The organism is Pseudomonas sp. GOM6 (assembly GCF_029537485.1).
Lineage (GTDB): Bacteria > Pseudomonadota > Gammaproteobacteria > Pseudomonadales > Pseudomonadaceae > Aquipseudomonas.
The window spans coordinates 20,783-39,504 of the sequence record NZ_JARPUS010000020.1; the positions used below are offsets into that span (position 1 = coordinate 20,783).

At 61.9% G+C, this 18,722-nt stretch carries 19 protein-coding genes; 8 read left to right on the forward strand and 11 right to left on the reverse strand.

The genetic code is table 11. The features are described from left to right. Positions 1–127: 127 nt before the first annotated feature. Positions 128–1,132, forward strand: coding sequence for an RNA polymerase sigma factor RpoS (rpoS, locus tag P7A97_RS18525; RefSeq protein WP_277691832.1), 1,005 nt, complete (start codon positions 128–130; stop codon positions 1,130–1,132). A gap of 427 nt (positions 1,133–1,559) precedes the next feature. Here rpoS and fdxA read toward each other — a convergent pair whose 3' ends face one another. Together fdxA and mutS are read right to left on the reverse strand one after the other, a co-directional pair. Next, on the reverse strand, positions 1,560–1,883 hold the full coding sequence (gene fdxA / locus P7A97_RS18530; RefSeq protein ID WP_021441853.1) for a ferredoxin FdxA: 324 nt from the start codon (positions 1,881–1,883) through the stop codon (positions 1,560–1,562). A 136-nt stretch (positions 1,884–2,019) separates the two neighbouring features. Then, a complete protein-coding gene (gene mutS / locus P7A97_RS18535; RefSeq protein ID WP_277691833.1) occupies positions 2,020–4,587 on the reverse strand; it encodes a DNA mismatch repair protein MutS in 2,568 nt (855 codons plus the stop codon). A gap of 76 nt (positions 4,588–4,663) precedes the next feature. On the opposite strand from mutS, the gene P7A97_RS18540 reads away from it, so the two are divergent. From P7A97_RS18540 to recX, 3 genes are all read left to right on the forward strand, one after another. Beyond that, the gene (locus P7A97_RS18540; RefSeq protein WP_277691835.1) at positions 4,664–5,164 is read left to right on the forward strand and encodes a CinA family protein; all 501 of its coding nucleotides are present in this window, start codon (positions 4,664–4,666) and stop codon (positions 5,162–5,164) included. A gap of 87 nt (positions 5,165–5,251) precedes the next feature. After that, positions 5,252–6,298: a recombinase RecA gene (gene recA, locus P7A97_RS18545; protein ID WP_277691836.1), complete on the forward strand. Its 1,047-nt coding sequence runs from the start codon at positions 5,252–5,254 to the stop codon at positions 6,296–6,298. Between the two features lie 17 nt (positions 6,299–6,315). Further along, a complete protein-coding gene (recX, locus tag P7A97_RS18550) occupies positions 6,316–6,780 on the forward strand; it encodes a recombination regulator RecX (protein WP_277691837.1) in 465 nt (154 codons plus the stop codon). A gap of 95 nt (positions 6,781–6,875) precedes the next feature. Here the strand turns inward: recX and P7A97_RS18555 are convergent, their stop codons facing one another. Further along, entirely contained in the window at positions 6,876–7,946 is a 1,071-nt protein-coding gene (locus tag P7A97_RS18555; RefSeq protein WP_277691838.1) for an LOG family protein, read from the reverse strand. A 235-nt stretch (positions 7,947–8,181) separates the two neighbouring features. Here P7A97_RS18555 and P7A97_RS18560 point away from each other — a divergent pair, with 235 nt between their 5' ends. Beyond that, entirely contained in the window at positions 8,182–8,376 is a 195-nt protein-coding gene (locus tag P7A97_RS18560) for a hypothetical protein (protein ID WP_277691839.1), read from the forward strand. 16 nt (positions 8,377–8,392) lie between these two features. On the opposite strand, the gene P7A97_RS18565 is transcribed toward P7A97_RS18560, so the two are convergent. Then, positions 8,393–8,794, reverse strand: a complete 402-nt coding sequence (locus P7A97_RS18565) for a quorum-sensing-regulated virulence factor family protein (RefSeq protein WP_277691840.1) — start codon at positions 8,792–8,794, stop codon at positions 8,393–8,395. Between the two features lie 124 nt (positions 8,795–8,918). On the opposite strand from P7A97_RS18565, the gene P7A97_RS18570 reads away from it, so the two are divergent. Continuing rightward, on the forward strand, positions 8,919–9,632 hold the full coding sequence (locus P7A97_RS18570) for a tRNA-uridine aminocarboxypropyltransferase (RefSeq protein WP_277691841.1): 714 nt from the start codon (positions 8,919–8,921) through the stop codon (positions 9,630–9,632). Here P7A97_RS18570 and P7A97_RS18575 read toward each other — a convergent pair whose 3' ends face one another. Continuing rightward, positions 9,633–10,514, reverse strand: coding sequence for a DMT family transporter (locus tag P7A97_RS18575; protein WP_277691843.1), 882 nt, complete (start codon positions 10,512–10,514; stop codon positions 9,633–9,635). It lies immediately after the preceding gene. A 124-nt stretch (positions 10,515–10,638) separates the two neighbouring features. On the opposite strand from P7A97_RS18575, the gene erdR reads away from it, so the two are divergent. Continuing rightward, a complete protein-coding gene (erdR, locus tag P7A97_RS18580; RefSeq protein ID WP_277691844.1) occupies positions 10,639–11,289 on the forward strand; it encodes a response regulator transcription factor ErdR in 651 nt (216 codons plus the stop codon). Positions 11,290–11,361: 72 nt separating this feature from the next. Then, the gene (locus P7A97_RS18585; protein ID WP_277691845.1) at positions 11,362–11,727 is read left to right on the forward strand and encodes a diacylglycerol kinase; all 366 of its coding nucleotides are present in this window, start codon (positions 11,362–11,364) and stop codon (positions 11,725–11,727) included. A gap of 62 nt (positions 11,728–11,789) precedes the next feature. Here the strand turns inward: P7A97_RS18585 and P7A97_RS18590 are convergent, their stop codons facing one another. The 6 genes from P7A97_RS18590 to P7A97_RS18615 are packed head-to-tail and all read right to left on the reverse strand — an operon-like array spanning position 11,790 to position 18,661. Next, positions 11,790–13,121: a DUF58 domain-containing protein gene (locus P7A97_RS18590; RefSeq protein ID WP_277691846.1), complete on the reverse strand. Its 1,332-nt coding sequence runs from the start codon at positions 13,119–13,121 to the stop codon at positions 11,790–11,792. Positions 13,122–13,131: 10 nt separating this feature from the next. Beyond that, positions 13,132–14,175, reverse strand: a complete 1,044-nt coding sequence (locus P7A97_RS18595) for a MoxR family ATPase (protein WP_277691847.1) — start codon at positions 14,173–14,175, stop codon at positions 13,132–13,134. Continuing rightward, positions 14,172–15,398 carry a DUF4350 domain-containing protein gene (locus P7A97_RS18600; protein ID WP_277691848.1) on the reverse strand — a complete coding sequence of 409 codons (1,227 nt, stop codon included), beginning with the start codon at positions 15,396–15,398 and terminating at the stop codon, positions 14,172–14,174. The genes P7A97_RS18595 and P7A97_RS18600 overlap by 4 nt, the downstream gene beginning before the upstream one ends. Next, positions 15,395–16,984: a DUF4129 domain-containing protein gene (locus tag P7A97_RS18605; protein WP_277691849.1), complete on the reverse strand. Its 1,590-nt coding sequence runs from the start codon at positions 16,982–16,984 to the stop codon at positions 15,395–15,397. Before P7A97_RS18605 ends, P7A97_RS18600 begins: the two co-directional genes overlap by 4 nt. Then, on the reverse strand, positions 16,971–17,951 hold the full coding sequence (locus P7A97_RS18610; protein WP_277691851.1) for a stage II sporulation protein M: 981 nt from the start codon (positions 17,949–17,951) through the stop codon (positions 16,971–16,973). Before P7A97_RS18610 ends, P7A97_RS18605 begins: the two co-directional genes overlap by 14 nt. Then, positions 17,948–18,661: an RDD family protein gene (locus tag P7A97_RS18615; protein ID WP_277691852.1), complete on the reverse strand. Its 714-nt coding sequence runs from the start codon at positions 18,659–18,661 to the stop codon at positions 17,948–17,950. Before P7A97_RS18615 ends, P7A97_RS18610 begins: the two co-directional genes overlap by 4 nt. Between the last annotated feature and the right edge of the window lie 61 nt (positions 18,662–18,722).

Consider the following 18,722-nt stretch of genomic DNA (forward strand, 5'->3'; position numbering starts at 1 on the left):
TCATCAGGCGTGCAATCTGTCGGCAGCAGGATAGTCCTGGACTATCTTGGGGGGCCGGTTCTCCTGATGGGTAACTGGAGTGGGCGTCGCTAGGGCTTGTTGTCGAACTCAGCAAGGGACAACAACAATGGCACTCAGCAAAGAAGCGCCGGAGTTTGACGTCGACGATGAAGTGCTCTTGATGGAGCCGGACATCGTTCTGGAAGAGCGGGCAGAAGAAAACGAGCTGCCGGCTTCCAGCGCCAAATCCAAAAACTCGACCAGCACCCTCAAGCAACACAAATACATCGATTACACCCGGGCGCTAGACGCCACTCAGCTGTACCTCAACGAAATCGGCTTTTCTCCACTACTGACTCCGCAGGAAGAAGTGCATTTTGCGCGTCTGGCGCAGAAGGGCGACCCTGCTGGGCGCAAGCGCATGATCGAAAGTAACTTGCGTCTGGTGGTGAAAATTGCACGACGCTACGTCAATCGTGGACTGTCGCTATTGGATCTAATTGAAGAGGGCAACCTGGGGTTGATCCGGGCGGTGGAGAAGTTCGACCCGGAACGTGGCTTCCGTTTCTCTACTTACGCGACCTGGTGGATTCGCCAGACCATCGAACGGGCCATCATGAACCAGACCCGTACGATTCGACTGCCGATCCATGTGGTAAAGGAACTCAATGTCTATCTGCGAGCAGCCCGTGAGCTGACCCAGAAGCTCGACCATGAGCCGTCTGCCGAGGAGATCGCCAATCTGTTGGAGAAGCCGGTTGGCGAGGTCAAGCGCATGCTCGGTCTCAATGAGCGGGTCACATCTGTGGATGTATCCCTCGGGCCGGACTCGGATAAAACGTTGCTCGACACCCTTACCGATGATCGTCCTACCGATCCTTGCGAGTTGCTGCAGGATGATGATCTGTCAGAGAGCATCGATCAGTGGCTGTCGGAACTGACCGACAAGCAGCGCGAAGTGGTGGTACGTCGCTTTGGCTTGCGTGGTCATGAGAGCTGCACGCTCGAGGAGGTCGGCCAGGAGATCGGTCTGACCCGTGAGCGAGTGCGGCAAATTCAGGTCGAAGCACTCAAGCGTCTGCGGGAGATCCTTGAGAAGAATGGTCTGTCGAGCGACGCCTTGTTCCAGTAAGGCTGCTTAGCTGCTCAAAACCCGGCTTAAGCCGGGTTTTTTATGCGCTGCTTGTAAGTGATTGCTTACGCAGGTTGTAAGCGATCTCGGTTTATAGGTGTTGGCTGGTAACTATTTTCGTTTGCTTATTTTTTGTAAGTATCTGATATATATGGTTTTTATAGTTCTATGTGGAGGGTGTATGGCGTTGGCTGGGGTTTCTGGCGGGCTTGTTCTGCTCAAGTGGGGCGCTAATATGAAGCCGTGCCAAGGGAAACGGCACGGTTGTCAGGATGGCGACTCAGGATCAGCCGCTGGATGCGGTTCATCAGGATGATGAAAGGATTCTCAGGGAGCAGGGAAGAAAGAGCGGGCGGGTAACACCGCCCCTTTTTTTGCCTGCAGAAAAGTAAAAGGCCCGCATAAGCGGGCCTTTTTGCATGCGCTATCAGCGCTCCAGATGCTGCAGCTTGTCTTTCACGCCGTCCCATTCCTCGGCGTCAGCAAGGGCATCTTTCTTCTCGGTGATGTTTGGCCAGACTTCGGCCAGGTCGGCGTTCAGTTCGATGAACTCTTGCATATCTTCGGGTACCTCATCTTCAGAGAAGATGGCTTGGGCGGGGCACTCGGGCTCGCACAGTGCACAGTCGATACACTCGTCCGGATGGATGACCAGGAAGTTAGGACCTTCATAGAAGCAGTCTACCGGGCAGACTTCCACGCAGTCGGTGTATTTGCACTTGATGCAGTTGTCGGTAACGACGAAGGTCATCTCAGATTCTCTCCTCGGGCGGCGGCCTGAACCCGTCTATGCGGGTTTGCAGGCGCTCAGTATTGGCCGCGGCTCAGGCTGTAAACCGGGCAGTCGTAAAATTGCGCGCGATTCTATCAGCTTGGGCCGCTTGGCGTTAGACCTGCGTCTTCCATGTATATAACAGCTCAAGAGCTTGGCGTGGTGTCAGATCATCCGGATTGATCTTGCCCAATGCCTCCAGCAGCGGGTGCGGCAGAGCGGCAAACATGTCGCTCTGCAACGGTGCGCCTACCTGTCCTGACTCGCTGCGTGTTGCTTCATGAGGAAGGCTGGTGGTCTCCAGCCGTGCCAAGTGCTCGCGGGCGCGCTTGATGACCGGGCTGGGGACGCCTGCGAGTTGAGCAACGGCCAGGCCATAGCTCTGGCTGGCCGGACCAGGCAGTACATGGTGGAGGAAGACAATGCGCTCGTTATGTTCGGTGGCGTTGAGGTGCACGTTGGCGACCACCGGTTCACTCTCCGGCAGCACGGTCAGCTCGAAGTAGTGGGTGGCGAACAGGGTCCAGGCGCGCAGTTTGGCCAGATGCTCAGCGGCCGACCAGGCCAGCGAGAGGCCGTCGAACGTACTGGTGCCACGCCCCACCTCGTCCATCAGAACCAGGCTGCGATCGGTGGCGTTGTGCAGAATGTTGGCGGTTTCACTCATTTCCACCATGAAGGTGGAGCGACCGCCTGCCAGGTCGTCGCTGGAGCCGATACGGGTGAAGATGCGGTCGACCAATGACAGCTCGCAGGCCGCTGCCGGCACGAAGCTGCCGATATGGGCCAGCAGTACGATCAGCGCGGTCTGACGCATGTAGGTCGACTTACCACCCATGTTCGGGCCGGTGATGATCAGCATGCGGGTGTCGTCGTCCAGTCCTAGATCGTTGGCGACAAATGGGGTGTCGAGTACCTGCTCGACGACCGGATGGCGACCCTGATCAATGCGCAGGCAGGGTTCCTCGACGAAGCATGGGCGATTGAGATCGAGATTCAGCGCACGCTCGGCCAGGTTGGCCAGTACATCCAGCTCTGCAAGGGCGGCGGCGGTATCCTGCAGCGGGGCAAGCTGGGCGATAAGCAGTTCCAGCAGTTCCTCGTAGAGCTGCTTTTCCCGGGCCAGAGCTCGGCTCTTGGCCGACAGCGCCTTGTCCTCGAAGGACTTCAGTTCCGGGGTGATGAAGCGCTCGGCGCCTTTCAGTGTCTGGCGACGGATGTAGTCGGCTGGCGCTGACTCGGCCTGCTTGCTGGGCAGTTCGATAAAGTAGCCATGTACCCGGTTGTAACCGACCTTGAGGTTGGCCAGCCCGGTGCGCTCTTTCTCGCGCACCTCCAGATCCATCAGGTACTGGCCGGCGTTCTCGCTGATCGACTGCAGCTCGTCCAGCTCGGCGTCGTAGCCGGTCTTCAGCACGCCGCCGTCGCGAATCACCGCCGGCGGATTGTCGATGATGGCGCGAGCCAGCAGGTCGGCCAGCTCCGGGTAGGTACGGATGTTGACTGCCAGTTCGGTCAGATGGGGGGCATCCAGCTCGGTCATCGCACTCTGCAGTTGCGGCAGGGCGGCGAGTGCGTCGCGCAGGCGTGCCAGATCGCGCGGGCGGGCATTGCGCAGACCGATACGGGCCAGGATGCGCTCGACGTCGCCGATATCCTTGAGCTGCGGTTGCAGGAGTTCGAAGCGGTAACGATCGAGCAGGCAGGCGATGGACTCCTGGCGTGCCTCCAGTACGGAGCGGTCGCGTAGCGGGCGATTCAGCCAGCGGGTGAGCAGGCGCGAGCCCATGGCGGTCTGGCAACGGTCGACCACCGATTGCAGGGTATTGTCGCGGCCACCGGACAGATTGGTGTCCAGTTCCAGGTTGCGGCGGCTGGCGCCGTCGAGGATGACCGTATCGTCCAGACGCTCGTGGCGCAGGCTGCGTAGGTGCGGCAGGGCGGTACGTTGGGTTTCCTTGGCATAGGCCAGCAGGCAGCCGGCGGCGCCGATGGCCAGGGTAAGGCCTTCGCAGCCGAAGCCTTTGAGATCCTGTACGGAGAACTGCTGACACAGGCTCTTGCGCGCGCTGTCCAGCTCGAAGTCCCAGGGCGCTCGGCGCCGCGAGCCGCGACGCTTTTCGGCCGGGAGGCCCTGGGGCCAGTCATCGGGGATCAGCAGTTCGGCAGGGTTCAGGCGCTCAAGCTCGGCCAGCAGGTTTTCCCAGCCCTTGATCTCTTGCACGCTGAAACGGCCACTGGTGATGTCGAGCGTGGCCAGGCCGAACAGTTTCTCGTCGCCCAGTACGGCGCCAACCAGGTTGTCGCGGCGCTCGTCGAGCAGTGCCTCGTCACTGATGGTGCCTGGCGTGATGATGCGGACGACTTGGCGCTCCACCGGCCCCTTGCTGGTGGCCGGATCGCCGATCTGCTCGCAGATCGCCACTGACTCGCCGAACTTCACCAGTCGCGCCAGATAGCCCTCGGCAGAGTGGAAGGGGATACCTGCCATGGGGATGGCCTGGCCGGCGGACTGACCGCGCGCGGTGAGGGTGATTTCCAGCAGGGCTGCGGCCTTCTTGGCGTCCTCGTAGAACAGCTCGTAGAAGTCACCCATGCGGTAGAACATCATCAGGTCCGGATGCTGATTTTTCAGCTTCCAGTACTGCTGCATCATCGGAGTGTGGGCTGACAAATCGCTCATGTTCTACGGTCCGGCTGAAATCGCAAAAGCGCGTAGTGTAGGGTATCCCCCTGTCCCGTTTCACCCCGGAGAGCATATGGATTCGATTACGCTGTTGGCAGAGCAACTGGGTTCGCAACTCAAGAAGGCAGGTGCTCAGGTCAGTACTGCCGAGTCTTGCACCGGTGGCGGTATCGCCGAGGCCATCACCCGTATTGCCGGTAGTTCGGCCTGGTTCGAGGCCGGTTACATCACCTATTCCAATGCACAGAAGACGGCTCAGCTTGGTGTGCCGGCAGAGCTGTTCTCGCAGGTTGGGGCGGTCAGTCGCGAGGTGGTCGAAGCCATGGTGACAGGTGCGCAGAAAGCCAGCGGCGCACGCTTTGCCGTGGCGGTCAGCGGTATTGCGGGCCCTGATGGCGGCTCGGTGGAAAAGCCGGTCGGTACTGTCTGGCTGGCCTGGGCCTCGGGCGAGCAGTTGTACAGTGAGTGTTGCCTGTTCGCAGGAAATCGTGGCGAAGTGCGCCGGCAAACGGTCGAGCGGGCATTGCGGGGCGTGCTCCGACTGGCGGCAGGAGAAAATCCCCAGCAGGGGTAGGCGGGCGACTTGCCTTATGGAATACTACTGTCTACTTATACAGTTGTTGGTGAGCGACCGGCTCCCTTTGATCACGTGAGGATGGAAATGGACGAGAACAAGAAGCGCGCGTTGGCGGCAGCCCTGGGCCAGATCGAGAAGCAGTTCGGCAAGGGTGCCGTGATGCGTATGGGCGACCACGACCGCCAGGCCATTCCGGCCATTTCCACCGGATCCCTCGGCCTCGATATTGCCCTTGGCATCGGCGGTCTGCCGAAAGGTCGTATCGTCGAAATCTACGGTCCGGAATCTTCCGGTAAGACCACGCTGACCCTGTCGGTCATTGCCGAAGCCCAGAAGATGGGGGCCACCTGTGCCTTCGTCGACGCTGAGCACGCGCTGGATCCGGACTACGCCGGCAAGCTGGGCGTCAATGTTGATGACCTGCTGGTCTCGCAGCCGGATACCGGTGAGCAGGCCCTGGAGATCACCGACATGCTGGTGCGCTCCAACGCCGTGGACGTGATCATCGTGGACTCCGTGGCTGCTCTGGTGCCCAAGGCCGAGATCGAAGGTGAAATGGGCGATGCCCACGTTGGCTTGCAGGCACGCCTGATGAGCCAGGCGCTGCGCAAAATCACCGGTAACATCAAGAACGCCAACTGTCTGGTCATCTTCATCAACCAGATCCGTATGAAGATCGGCGTGATGTTTGGCAACCCGGAAACCACTACCGGCGGTAACGCTCTGAAGTTCTATGCCTCCGTACGGCTGGACATCCGCCGTACTGGCGCGGTGAAGGAAGGCGATGAGGTGGTCGGCAGCGAGACCCGCGTCAAAGTAGTGAAGAACAAGGTGGCCCCGCCGTTCCGTCAGGCCGAGTTTCAGATCATGTATGGCAAGGGCATCTACCGTACAGGCGAGATCATCGACCTGGGTGTGCAGCTCGGTCTGGTGGAGAAGTCCGGCGCCTGGTACAGCTATCAGGGCAGCAAGATAGGCCAGGGCAAGGCCAACGCTGCCAAGTTCCTGGAAGACAACCCGGAAACCGGCAGCGCCATTGAAAAGATCATTCGTGAGAAGCTGCTGGTTGCCAGCAACAACCGTGGCGCGGCGGAAGTCGATGCCGATGAAACGGCAGATCTGGACGCCTGAGCACCCTGAACGCCGCTATGAGCGTCATCTTGGATACGCCGGTTGCAGTGCGCCGTGCCGCGATGGATTTGCTGGCGCGGCGCGAGCATGGTCGGGTCGAGCTGACCCGCAAGCTCCGCCAGCGCGGCGCTCCGGACGAGTTGATCGACACTGCCCTTGAGCGCTTGGCGCAAGAGGGCTTGCTGTCGGAAGCTCGCTATCTGGAGAGTTTCGTGGCCAGTCGTGCGCGGGGTGGATATGGACCGCTGCGAATTCGCGAGGAACTGGCCCAGCGTGGGCTCCCACGGGATGCCATTGAGCAGGCGCTGAGTGAGTCTGCTATTGATTGGGCAGAGCAACTACGTGACCTGTGGCAGCGTAAGTTCGGTGGTGATCTGCCCAAGGACGTGCGCGAGAAGGCCAAGCAGATGCGCTTCCTTGCCTATCGTGGTTATGCCCAGGAGCAGATAGGTCGACTGTTACGTGGCGCCAGCCTGGACTGATTTCCCTTTGAGTCCGAAGCCTCCCCTCTTCGGATTCTGTTTGGACCCGCTCATCGCGGGTCTTTTGTTTTCTGGGTAAGGGTGTGCCCGTCTTTCTACTGCCAGTTCTGTGGCAGGTTGATGAAGTCCACCAGCTCGCGCAATCGCCCGTGGTTGCGGGCGTTGAAGTGAAAGGCCAGGCGCGGTAGGGCACAGAGTTCCGGTTCGTCGCTTTCTGCTTCGCAGAATGATTGCTGCAGGTAGCTGCCGCTCAAACAAAGGTCGCTGAATTCCTTGTTCAGTGTTTCCAGTGCAGGAGCATTGAGCGGTTGGTTCATACGAATCACGAAGTGGCTATTGAGCCAGCGGGATGAATGGAAGTTTTGGTAGAAACGCGCAATCTCCTGACCTGCTTCTTCGGCACTGTGGACTAGACGGACCAGTTGCAGGTCGCTGGGTAGGATGTAGTGGCGATCCTGCAATTGCTCGCGCAGAAATTGCAGTGCCGACTCCCAATAGTTGCTGCCAGGCTCGTCGAGCAGAACGATAGGAACCAGAGGGCTCTTCCCGGTTTGTACCAGAGTCATGACTTCAAGGGCCTCGTCCAGGGTGCCGAAGCCTCCTGGACAGAGCACCAGTGCGTCGGCTTCCTTGACGAAGAACAGTTTGCGCAGAAAGAAGAAGTGGAATGACAGCAGGTGCGGGCTGCCGCTGATGGTGGGGTTGGCGCTCTGCTCAAAGGGGAGAGTGATATTGAATCCCAGGCTGTTTTCCAACCCGGCGCCTTCATGGGCGGCGGCCATTACACCGCCGCCGGCGCCAGTGATGACCATCAGGTCGAGACGAGCCAAGGTCTGGCCAAGTTCGCGGGCCAACTGATAGACGGGATGGCCGACGGGTGTGCGAGCCGAGCCGAACACCGTTACCTTACGGCGGCGCTTGAAGTCTTCGAGCCTGCTGAATGCAGTCTCCATTTCTCGCAGGGTCTGCAACATGATCTTGGCGTCCCATCGATTCCGGTCCGCCTGGGCCATGCGAATCACCGTCGTGAGCATTTCCCGGTAGAGCGGCAGGTTGACGCTGCCCGGTGGAACGATGAGGGAAATGAGTTCATCGACCTTGCTGTTCAAGTCGATGCCGCTGGTCTGGAAGTGGCGGGACAGGTAGTCGTCCGGTTCATAAGGCATGTTCGTTTCCTTCTGGGGTGGCCCGCTGCAACCACTTCTATGGTGCTGGGCTCTTCCTGAGAGTATGGCCGGATCCGCGTGCTAGAGCCTTGTGAGCATCCGAACATTTAGGCTTCACCGCTCGTCCCCTACGCTAGAGAGTGGCAATTCCTCTGATTTACTTGTCAGGTGAAGCTGCTCGAATGGGGCTTTATCGGTAGCAGAGCAGGCGCTTAACAGGATGGGAGGGGCAGGTATGCCCAAGTTGACACTGGAGCTGAATCTGGATCTGTACCGTTTGTTGGTGCATGCCGCCCGCAGCAATGGTTTGAGCCTGGAAGAAGAGTGCTTGCGCCGACTGGAGGGCGGTGTGCGGCGCTCGCGCTACATGGAGGCCTTGCTGGCCGAAATCAGGGCTGACGATGAGCAGGACAAAGCGGCGAAAGGCTAGGGCTGTCAGCCGGGGATCAAGGAGCTGGGCAATCGGCTGCGCTGAAGCGCTCGGTTGCGACGGGCAGGTTGCTCTTGAATTCACTGAACTCATAGCGAAGTGCCGCGCCTTTGAGCAGCAATTGTTGATAGCCGGGGTTGCTGCACACGCTGTTGGCCAACTGGGCGCGGACGGTATCCGGGTTGGCACGCATCTGCTCAGCATGGGCTGGGCGAACGCTGAGATGGTTGATCAACTCTGTACCCTCCACCGTGTAACCCTGATCGAGAATATCGGCATTGATCGCACGTGGCGTACCGATGCTGCTTTGCTGGGCGACTTGCCCCAGTAGTTGGCGCAGCTCCTGCTCCTTGAGTGAGGCTGCGTGAGCGCCGGGTAGCAAAGACAGCAGGGCAATGAGTGAGGCAAGACGTAGCATGGAACTCTCCGGTGGCGACTGTGCGGCCTTCGACCTGCAATCATTGGTCAGGTTCGATTGTCGCCATCTTAACCCCAGGCCGGGCTGGGAGTAGACTGCGCGCCCCCTCTCGTCGGAGTTTTCCATGAGTCATGCCGTCGCCCGTTTGCGCGCCGAGCGTCTGGCCCGTAGCCGCAAGCCTTTCGTTGCCCGCGGCTCGCGTGCCGAGCGCTGTCCGGACTGCAGGGTTATCCCCAGTTACTGCCTGTGTGCGTGGCGCCCCAAGGTCGAGGTGCAGGCCGGCATGTGCCTGTTGATGTATGACGTGGAGGCATTGAAACCAAGCAATACCGGCTGGTTGATTGCCGATCTGGTGCCAGACACCCACGCTTTTGGTTGGCTACGTACCGAGGTCGATCCACGCCTGCTGGCCCTGCTGGATGATCCGCAGTACGCACCCTGTGTGGTGTTTCCGGGGGAGTATGTCGAGCCGCAGCGGGTGATCGAAACATTGCCGCCGCTCGATGCGGGCAAAAAGCCACTGTTCGTCCTGCTGGATGCCACCTGGACCGAGGCGCGCAAGATGTTTCGCAAAAGTCCGTATTTGAACCGTTTCCCGGTGCTCAGCCTGCGGCCCGAACAGCTCTCACGCTATCGTCTGCGCCGCTCCAAGCATGATGAGCACCTGTGTACGGCCGAGGTAGCGGCGCTGTGCCTGGAGCTGGCTGGGGAGAATCAGGCGGCCAATGCCTTGGACGCCTGGCTGGATCTGTTCACCGAGCATTACCTGGATGCCAAGCACCGGCGTGTGCTGAACGAACAGAGTCCGGCACACCAGGCGCTCAAGCCTTTCCTCTGATCAGGCCTTCTTCGGCCACAGTTGTGCGAGCAGCATGCCGGCGAACATCAGCGCGCAACCGAAGTAACCTTTCAGTGCCAGTGTTTCGCCCAGTAGCAGAGCACCGGCAATGGCGGCGAATACCGCTTCCAGAGAGAGGATGATGGCGGCGTGGGAGGCGATGGCGTGCTTCTGTGCCACCACTTGCAGAGTAAAGCCGACTGCTACGCCGAACAGACCGCCATAAAGAATGGCCGGGCCTGCAGCCAGGATGGCGTCCAGTTGGATTTCTTCGAAAATCACCGCCAGCACCAGGCTCAACACGGCGCAGGTTATGAACTGCAGCAACGCCAGGCGCAGCGGGTCATGGCGGCTGGCGAAGAAACTCACCAGCAGCACGTGAATACCCCAGACGAAAGCGCCGGCCAGTTGCAGCCAGTCCCCGGAGGCAACCTGGAAGCCTTCGCCGACGCTAAGCAGGAACATGCCGACCACCGCCAGCAGCGCGCCAAGCCAGGTGCCCATGCCGGTACGCTGGCCAATGACCAGGCCGAGTAACGGTACTACGATGACATACAGGCCGGTAATGAAACCGGAGTTCGTCACGCTGGTGAACAGCAGGCCGACCTGTTGCAGGTTGATGCCCAGGGACAGTGCCAGGCCCATGGCCAGGCCGCCCAGTAGCAGGCCGCGGCTTATGGGCGCGGGTTTGTGTTCACCTTCGCGGCGGCCCAGCCAGTACACCAGTGGCAGTAGAACCAGGCAGGCCAGGCTGAAACGCAGGCCGGTATAGAGGAAGGGGCCAATGGCATCCATGCCCAGACGCTGGGCGACAAAGGCCGAACCCCAGATCATGGCGGTCAGCAGCATTAACAGGTCGGCACGCAGGGCTTGGCTTCGCATGGTATTTCTCGGCAGGCAAAAGCCCGCGACTTTGCCGTAAAGCGAGGAACTTGACCACCCCGTCACGGCTGGGCATGCTTGGCGCCGCCTGTAGACCGGCCCACAACAACAACAGGGAACGCCCATGGCCGCATACGAAATACTCATCGCCGACGATCACCCCCTGTTTCGCAGTGCTTTGCAGCAAGCACTGACGCTGGGTTTGGGATCGGATGTGCGTCTGGTCGAAGCCTCCAGCATTGCCGAATTGGAAGCCTGCCTGGCAGAGAAGGCCGATTGGGATTTAGTGCTGCTCGACTTGAATATGCCCGGTGCCTACGGTTTTTCCGGCCTGGTGTTGCTGCGCGGGCAATACCCGCAAGTGCCGGTCGTCATGATCTCTGCGCAAGAAGAAGCTGCTGTTGTAGCGCGAGCCCGTGAGTTCGGCGCCAGTGGTTTCATTCCCAAGTCCAGCCCTCTGGAAACCATCCAGCAGGCCGTGCGCCAGGTGCTCGATGGTGAGGTCTGGTGGCCGCCACAGGCCTTCGAGGCGATCAGTGTTTCCGATGAGGCTAAGGCCGCCAGCGCAGGCCTTGCCAGTCTGACACCGCAGCAGTTTCGCGTGCTGACCATGGTCTGCGATGGCCTGCTGAACAAGCAGATTGCCTTCGAGCTGAACGTTTCCGAGGCCACCATCAAGGCCCATGTCACCGCCATTTTCCGCAAGCTAGGGGTCCGGACACGTACCCAGGCGGCCTTGCTGCTGCAGCAGATGGAGTCGGTGCCGGGACAGTAACCGCGCTTCACGCATTTTTGACGGCGCGCTCGCTAGAGTCGCGCCGTTTCTATTACAGGACAGTGATTTTCCATGTCGCCATTCAAGGGCCAGACCGGCCTGCAGCGTATCCTCAATGCCGCCGGCTACTCGTTCGACGGCCTGCGCGCCGCCTTCACCGGGGAGGCCGCTTTTCGTCAGCTGGTGCTGCTCAATGCGATTCTGCTGCCGTTGGCTTTCTGGCTTGATGTCAGCCCCGTGGAGCGGGCGCTGATGGTGGCAGTCAGCTTACTGTCGCTGATCGTCGAACTGCTCAATTCGGCGGTGGAGGCCGCCATCGACCGGATTTCCCTGGAGCGCCACCCGCTGTCGAAGAATGCCAAGGACATGGGCAGTGCGGCTCAGCTGACTTCGCTGGCGGTGATTACGCTGGTTTGGTCGATCATTCTGATCGGCTGATAGTGCTGAGCTGGGTTTCGGCGCGTGCCGCCTCTCCCCAGCTGACCCAGCGATTAGTTTGTTTACAGCACGCCGGCCTTTTTCCAGGCCAGGTAGCGGCTGACCAGTTCGGGGCCGAGTTCTGCCGGGCGGGCGTCCAGTACGGGTACTCCATGGGCCTGTAAGCGCTCGTGCAGGCTGGCGCGATCATTCAGGTAATCCACGGTGCCGCAGTAGGCCAGGGCCTGCTCAAAGTCCTGTACCGGGGTGTGGCGCAGACGATCAAGCACGTCTTCGCGCAGACTGGCGATCAACACGCGGTGCTGGCGCCCCAGGCGCTTGATCGCACCCAGCAACTCTTCATCGTCTTCGTCGCGCAGGTTGGTGACCAGCACCACCAGGGCGCGGCGGCGCTGTCGGGCTAGCAACTGGTTGATGGCGGCGGCGTAGTCGGCCGGGCGACGGGTGCTGTCCAGCGCGTACACGGCGTTGAGCAGGCTGTTGATATGGGCAGGGCCCTTGAGCGGGGCCAGGTACTGGTCCTGATCGCTGGCGAAGGTCGCCATGCCCACTGCGTCACCCTGGCGCAGGGCCACGTAACTGAGCAGCAGGCAGGCGTTGAGGGCGTGGTCGAAGTGGCTGAGGTCATCATCCTGGCTGCGCATGCTCCGGCCGCAGTCGACCAGGAAAACGATCTGCTGGTCGCGTTCGTCCTGGTACTCGCGGGCTATCGGCGTGCGTTTGCGTGCCGTGGCCTTCCAGTCGATCTGGCGCAGGGTGTCGCCATCGCGGAATTCGCGCAGCTGGTGGAACTCCAAGCCCAGTCCGCGGCGCGGGCGCTGGCGTACGCCGAGCTGGCTGAGCCAGTCATCCACGGCCATCAGCTGAGCGCCGTAGAGGCGGGCGAAGTCGGGGTAGACGCGGGTCTCGCTGGCCTGATCAATGAAGCGTCGGGCTTGCCACAAGCGCAGCGGGCTGGGCAGTAGCAGTTCGCAGCGGGGGAAGCGGAAGTGCCCGCGCTTGAGCGGGCGCACGCGGTAGCCGAACTCCGTCTGTTCGCCCGGACGCAGCGCCACGGCTTGCGGCAGGAACTCGAAATCCATCTGTGCAGGCAGATGATCGAATACCTGCACGCTCAGCGGTTGGCGGAGCTCATGGTGCAGACTGAGGCGTACTTCGCTCCAGCGGCCGAGCGGCAGATTGCCAGGCAACTGGCGCTGTACCCGAGGCGTCGGCAGGCGGCGCAGCCACAGGCTATCGAGGCTGGCGAGTACGAGCAGGGCCAGGAGTAGCCCCCACCACAGTGGCTGCAGAGTCGCTGCCAGCTTGATGCCGAGCAGGGGTAGGCTGCCAAGGATGATGGCCAAGGCCAGCAGGCCGCCGAGCAAGCCGAGTAGCAGTCTGGAAGGCTTCATGCGTGGGCTATCACAGACGCGGTGCCGGAACCTGGTCGAGCAGCTGCTGTAGCACCTGGTCTACGGACAGGCCTTCGATATCCAGCTCTGGCGCCAGGCGTACGCGGTGGCGCAGCACGGCCAATGCGCAGGCCTTGATGTCATCTGGCAACACGAAATCACCACCACGCAGCAGTGCGCGAGCACGACCGCCGCGTACCAGGGCGATCGAGGCGCGCGGCCCGGCACCGATGGCCAGGCCTGGCCAGCTGCGGGTCGCGCGCGCCAGGCGTACGGCATAGTCGAGTACCTGCTCATCGATGACCAGTTCGCTGGCGATCTTCTGCAGGGCCAGCACGTCCTTGGCCAGCAGTAGGGTACGCAGCGGCGCCACCTCCAGCATGTCGGCCTTGGCCGAGCGGGTCACCTGGCGTACCAGGTTCAACTCTTCATCGGCCTGCGGGTAATCCATGCGTAGCTTGAGCATGAAACGATCCAGCTCGGCCTCCGGCAGCGGATAGGTGCCTTCCTGCTCAATGGGGTTTTGCGTGGCCAGCACCAGGAACGGCTGAGGCACCGGCAGGGCGCGCCCTTCCAGGGTGATCTGGCGTTCCTGCATGACTTCCAGCAGGGCAGCCTGGGTCTTGGCCGGGGCGCGGTTGATCTCGTCGGCCAGTAGCAGATTGGTGAAGGCCGGGCCTTTGCGCAGCTTGAACTGTTCGCTGGCCAGGTCATACACGGCGTGGCCGGTGACATCGCTGGGCATCAGGTCCGGGGTGAACTGGATGCGCGCGAACTCGCCGCCGAAGCACTTGGCCAGGGCGCGCACCAGCAGGGTCTTGCCCAGACCTGGTACGCCTTCGACCAGGACGTGGCCGCCGGCAACCAGGGCGGTGAGCACATCGTCGATCACCTCGCGCTGGCCGACCACGGCTTTCTGCAACTCCAGGCGCAGAGCCTGGAGCATCTGGCTTGCGCGTTGGCGCTGCTGAGCTGCCGGGTTGGCGGCCGGTGCCGCAGAGGTAGGGGCGGCTGGGCTGGTGCCAGGCTGTTCCGGGGTGTGTTCGCTCGTCATAGGGCATTCCTGAGGGTTTGCAGGTTGGCGACCTGGCGGGTGAAGTCGGCGGCTGACAGTTTCTGTGCCGGTGTCGGGCGCATGGCCTGACTGATGGCACTGCTCGGTAGGCGGGTGAGGCGGCCCAGTACCTGCCACTGCTCGGCCACCGACAGGCGCTCGAAACCGGGGTGGCGGTGACGGGCGCGCCGCTGGATATCGCGTTGCAGGTTGACCAGCAGGTGTTGCTGGCCTGAGCGGCGCAGCAAAAAGTCGGCACCGGCGCGCAAATGTTCCTCCAGTTGCCGCCGAGCTGCAGTGGTCGGCTCCTGCAGCGGACCGTGGCGCATGCCTACGTGCCATAACAGCAACGCGATGAGCAGGGCCAGTGCTGCCAGGGCTGCCGGATAGTGCTTGAACAGTTGGCTGAACAGATCGTCGCGCTGGGAGTCGTAGATCAGCGTGACGGCGCTGTCCTGCACCAGGTACCAGAGCAGCCAGGCATTGTCGTAGTCGGCGATGCTGTGGTTCTGCCACAGCCAGGCATCGGTCAGCACGGTAATCAACCCGTCACCATGCTCCAGCTGCAGCATGTGGGTCGACTCGCCGCTGTTGGCCCAGGCATAGGCACGGTCCTTGGAGTCGAACAGGTGGTAGCTGGTGTCGAACTCGGCGTAGGCCGGAGCCTCTTCGTTTTCCAGGTAGATCTTGGTCAGTTCGGGGTAGCGATCTTCGTCGTCGTCGGCGGCCTGATCGCTTGGAGCCGCTTCGCTGTCGGATTCGCTCTGCGCCTCGGCATGCTTCGTGTCCTCTGCCTTTTCTTCGGCCTCGGTGGTGTACTGCTGGATGCCCAGGCTGTCGAGCAACAGATCACCACTGCGGCCTTCTTCTTCGTCCCAGACTTCTTCGGCGACGAATATCAGATGTCCGCCCCTGGCTGCCCAGTCCAGTACCTGTTGGCTTTGCCGTGGCGTCATGTTGTGTCGGGGGGCGAGCAGCAGCAAGGTCTGGCCAGCAGTCGGCAGGGTCTGTAGCGCTTCCAGGCCGCTGGCGCGGGTAACCTGCAACTTCTGCTGGCGCAGGAACAGCTCGGCGGCCAGATAGTCGTTACTGCGGGCCTCAGGGGAGGGGCCGTGGTTGACCTCTTCCTCGTAAGGCTGCAGATGCTGCAGCGCGTACAGACCAACCCCCACCAGCAGGATCAGCAACAGGCCGAACAGGGCGATCTTCAACGGCCGGGTCATGCAGTTGCCCTCTGGGCGAACAGCTGGCGCCAGGCATCGCAGAGGCCGCGCTTGAGGCGTTCCGGCGGCAGACGGTGGCCATAGGCGAGGTTCTGCCAATGCAAGGTCAGGGCGCGGCTGAAGCGACTCAGTTCATCACGCTGCAGCTGTTCCACCAGGCGCAGGACCTCGCCTTCAGTGTGCGAACTTTTCAGCGGCAGGCGGCAGTCGTGCAGGAGGTTGCTTAAAAGGCCGCGGTAGAGCAGGCCGAGGGCCTCGCGCGGGCTGCTATCCCACAGACGCTCGGCCTCGCCGGCGATATCGTCGGGCAGGCTCTCCGGGGCGATCTCCAGGCCGAACAGTTGGTTCGGCATCTCGCGTACCTTGCGTTGCGGTAGGTCAAGGCGGCCGGCGAAGGTGCTCAACCAATCGCGGTAACGCCAGATCAGCAGAGCTATCAGCAAGGCCGCAGCTGCCCACAGCAGCACTTCCAGCATCACGGCGAGGATGTCCAGCTTGCTCCACAGGCCGAACAGTTTGGCGACACTCTCCAGTATGTCGAAGAAGCCCTTGATCTCTTCCTCGCTGGGCTCTTCCGCTTTCTGATCTTCACCGAAGCGCCAGCTTGTAACGGTCTCGCGGTTGGCGAACGGCGGGGCATCCAGCAACTGGCCGATTGCGTCCTGGGCCTGCTGGCTGGTCAGGGGCTGGTTGAGCAGGCGCGCTGACTCCGGCCCCATGGGATCATCGGAGGGCAGTGGGCAGCTGCTGCTGGGCAGCTCGTCGGCCATGGCGTCCTGGCCTGGCAGCAGCAGGGTCAGGCTGGCGATGGCCAGGAACAGTGCATAGGCGCTGCCCAGCAGGCGCTGGCGCAGGCGGCGGAAGGTCAGCTCGACATCCCAGGCCTCAAGTTCGGTGCGCCGGTTGAGGTAGAGGGTAAAACCGCAGGCGACGTAGATAGGCTCCCAGAACACCAGGATCAGGGCGTAGACCAGGTTGGACAGGTGTTCCAGCCACAGTTGTTGGTCGCTTTCTGCGTTGATCAGGGCCTGCCAGCTCCATTCGACTTGTAGCTGTTGCGGCACCAGCAGGTAGCCGAGGGCAATCAGGCCCGCCCAGAGCAGCATTTCCAGATGGACGCCAAACACGGTGAGCCAGGCAGAAGCGCCGGCATGTCGCTGGCCCAGTACCACCAGGCGCTTGCTGCGCGTCTGGCCGCTCAGGCCTTCGAGTTGCAGAACCGGCAGGTCGAAGCTGCGGGTGGGGCTGAGGCGACGCCAGGTGAGGCTGGCAAACAGCTGGGGCTTGAGCAGGCGCGGCAGGGCTTTGAGTGACTCCCTGAGCGTCGGCGCATCACCGAACAGGGCCTGGGAGAGGATATGCAGTGGCAATCTTTCCCAGGCCGGTTTGAGCCACCAGAACAGCAGTACGGCGATACTCGGGTACTGCCAGAGCAGGGCGCTCAGCAGGGCGAAGATCGGCAGGGTCAGCAACGCCCAGCTGGCCATCAGCAGACCGAGGTGACGGCGCGCCAACAGCACGCCCAGGTCGATGGCTTCCCAGGCCGTACGTGGGCGAATGGCGACGCTGGCGTCAGTCAGGCGCATAGCGGCTGCGTCCGGCAAGCAGGAAGTAGGCGAGCACCATTAGCCACAGGCCGCCGCCCACCCAGTACTTGATGCTGGCATCGGCGTAGGTCATCGATGACCAGTAGGCCTCGATGAAGGCAGCGATGAGCAGGAACAGGATGACCCCGGCCACCAGCTGAATGCTCTTGCCGGCGGCCTGGCGCAGAGCCTCGCCGCGGCGCAGGCGGCCGGGGGCGAGCAGTGCCCAGCCCAGCTTGAGCCCGGCCGCCCCGGCGAAAGCGATGGCGGTGAGCTCGAAGGCGCCGTGGCCGATGACGAAGGACCAGAAGGTTTCGCTGTAGCCGATACGGGTCAGGTGGCCGGCGACTGCGCCGATCACCAGGCCGTTGTAGAGCAGGAAGAACAGGCTGCCGAGGCCGAACAGCAGGCCACTGGCGAAGGTCTGGAAGGCGATGCCGATGTTGTTCATCACATAGAAGCCGAACATCATCCAGTCGTCGCCGGAATCGCGCTCGGCGAAGCGGCCAATCCGCCGCGCTGCCGGGTCGTACATTTCTTCCATGTCGCGCACCTGATCCGCTGCCATCAGCGAGTAAATCAGCTCGGGAAACTGCCAGGTAAGCAGCCCCATCAGCAGCAGGCTGCCGAAGAACAGCAGGGCGCCGGCCAGTACGGCTCGCCATTCCTGGCGTACCAGTTGGGGAAAGCCGGCAATCACGAAACGGATGATCTGTGCACCCAGGTGGCTGCGGTGACGGTAGAACTGCTGGTGACCGCGCATGGCCAACTGTTGCAGTTGGTCGATCAGGTGGCTGCTGTAACCGCGCTCGCCGGCCAGCGCCAGATGCTGGCAGATGCGCCGGTAATCGCTGGCGAAGCGCTCGCTGTCGGAGCGCTCGACCTTGCCTTGTTCCAACTGGTCCAGACGCTTGGCGAAGTCTTGCCAGTCGGCGGCGTGGCGCTGTTCGAACAGATGCTGTTTCATGCCGACCCCAATAGCCCGCGGGCGATACCATGCAGGCGCGCCTCGGCATGTTCCGGCAGGCTTTGCAACGGCTCGGCAAGGATGCTGGCCAGTTCGGCACGACGTGCACCGGAGAGGTTTTCACCGCGCTCGGCGAAGTCGAGTACGGCGCGCTGCTCGGCCAGGCTGAGCGGGAAGGGCGCGCGTTCGGCGTCGGCTTCCGGCAGTTGCGGACGCTTGGTGGGTTCATCGCGATACACCACCAGGGTGCCGGCAGCCAGATCACCGAGGCGCTTGAAGGTCGGATGGCTCAGGCTGCTGATGGCACCCAGGCAGTAGGCGAACGGCAGCATGTCGACGAAGCGCAGCAGGTTGCGGGTCAGCGAGGATGCCCAGCCCACCGGCGTGCCGTCGTCGTGTACCACGCGCAGGCCCATGACCTTCTTGCCGGGGGTACGGCCCTGGTAGAGCACCTCGAACAGCACCGGATACCACCAGTTGACCAGAAAATAGATAAGGGTACCGAGGCCAGCGCCAAATTGGCCGAGCAAGGCCAGCAGGACGAAGGTGAGCAGCAGAATGGCGCCGCGGATCAGCAGGTCGATGGCGAAGGCCAGGCTGCGCGGCAGCAGGCCTGCCGGGCGCAGAATCAGGTCGATACCTTCCGGCGTTTCCACCTGGTGGCGTGTATCCAGCAAGGTTGCTGTGACGGGTGGCAGGGTGGCGGACATCGGTCTACTGCATCGAAGAAAGCCTGATGCTAGCCAGCAGCAGGGGGCAAAGCAAACGGGC

Excerpts from the sequence above, each read along its gene's own strand:
- P7A97_RS18605 (WP_277691849.1), bottom strand. The coding sequence starts at position 16,984 with ATGCGCCTGACTGACGCCAGCGTCGCCATTCGCCCACGTACGGCCTGG.
- P7A97_RS18615 (WP_277691852.1), bottom strand. The coding sequence starts at position 18,661 with ATGTCCGCCACCCTGCCACCCGTCACAGCAACCTTGCTGGATACACGC.
- P7A97_RS18560 (WP_277691839.1), top strand. The coding sequence starts at position 8,182 with ATGCCCAAGTTGACACTGGAGCTGAATCTGGATCTGTACCGTTTGTTG.
- P7A97_RS18540 (WP_277691835.1), top strand. The coding sequence starts at position 4,664 with ATGGATTCGATTACGCTGTTGGCAGAGCAACTGGGTTCGCAACTCAAG.
- P7A97_RS18570 (WP_277691841.1), top strand. The coding sequence starts at position 8,919 with ATGAGTCATGCCGTCGCCCGTTTGCGCGCCGAGCGTCTGGCCCGTAGC.
- P7A97_RS18590 (WP_277691846.1), bottom strand. The coding sequence starts at position 13,121 with ATGAAGCCTTCCAGACTGCTACTCGGCTTGCTCGGCGGCCTGCTGGCC.
- P7A97_RS18575 (WP_277691843.1), bottom strand. The coding sequence starts at position 10,514 with ATGCGAAGCCAAGCCCTGCGTGCCGACCTGTTAATGCTGCTGACCGCC.
- fdxA (WP_021441853.1), bottom strand. The coding sequence starts at position 1,883 with ATGACCTTCGTCGTTACCGACAACTGCATCAAGTGCAAATACACCGAC.
- recX (WP_277691837.1), top strand. The coding sequence starts at position 6,316 with ATGAGCGTCATCTTGGATACGCCGGTTGCAGTGCGCCGTGCCGCGATG.
- erdR (WP_277691844.1), top strand. The coding sequence starts at position 10,639 with ATGGCCGCATACGAAATACTCATCGCCGACGATCACCCCCTGTTTCGC.
- P7A97_RS18610 (WP_277691851.1), bottom strand. The coding sequence starts at position 17,951 with ATGAAACAGCATCTGTTCGAACAGCGCCACGCCGCCGACTGGCAAGAC.
- P7A97_RS18600 (WP_277691848.1), bottom strand. The coding sequence starts at position 15,398 with ATGACCCGGCCGTTGAAGATCGCCCTGTTCGGCCTGTTGCTGATCCTG.
- mutS (WP_277691833.1), bottom strand. The coding sequence starts at position 4,587 with ATGAGCGATTTGTCAGCCCACACTCCGATGATGCAGCAGTACTGGAAG.
- P7A97_RS18555 (WP_277691838.1), bottom strand. The coding sequence starts at position 7,946 with ATGCCTTATGAACCGGACGACTACCTGTCCCGCCACTTCCAGACCAGC.
- recA (WP_277691836.1), top strand. The coding sequence starts at position 5,252 with ATGGACGAGAACAAGAAGCGCGCGTTGGCGGCAGCCCTGGGCCAGATC.
- P7A97_RS18595 (WP_277691847.1), bottom strand. The coding sequence starts at position 14,175 with ATGACGAGCGAACACACCCCGGAACAGCCTGGCACCAGCCCAGCCGCC.
- rpoS (WP_277691832.1), top strand. The coding sequence starts at position 128 with ATGGCACTCAGCAAAGAAGCGCCGGAGTTTGACGTCGACGATGAAGTG.
- P7A97_RS18565 (WP_277691840.1), bottom strand. The coding sequence starts at position 8,794 with ATGCTACGTCTTGCCTCACTCATTGCCCTGCTGTCTTTGCTACCCGGC.
- P7A97_RS18585 (WP_277691845.1), top strand. The coding sequence starts at position 11,362 with ATGTCGCCATTCAAGGGCCAGACCGGCCTGCAGCGTATCCTCAATGCC.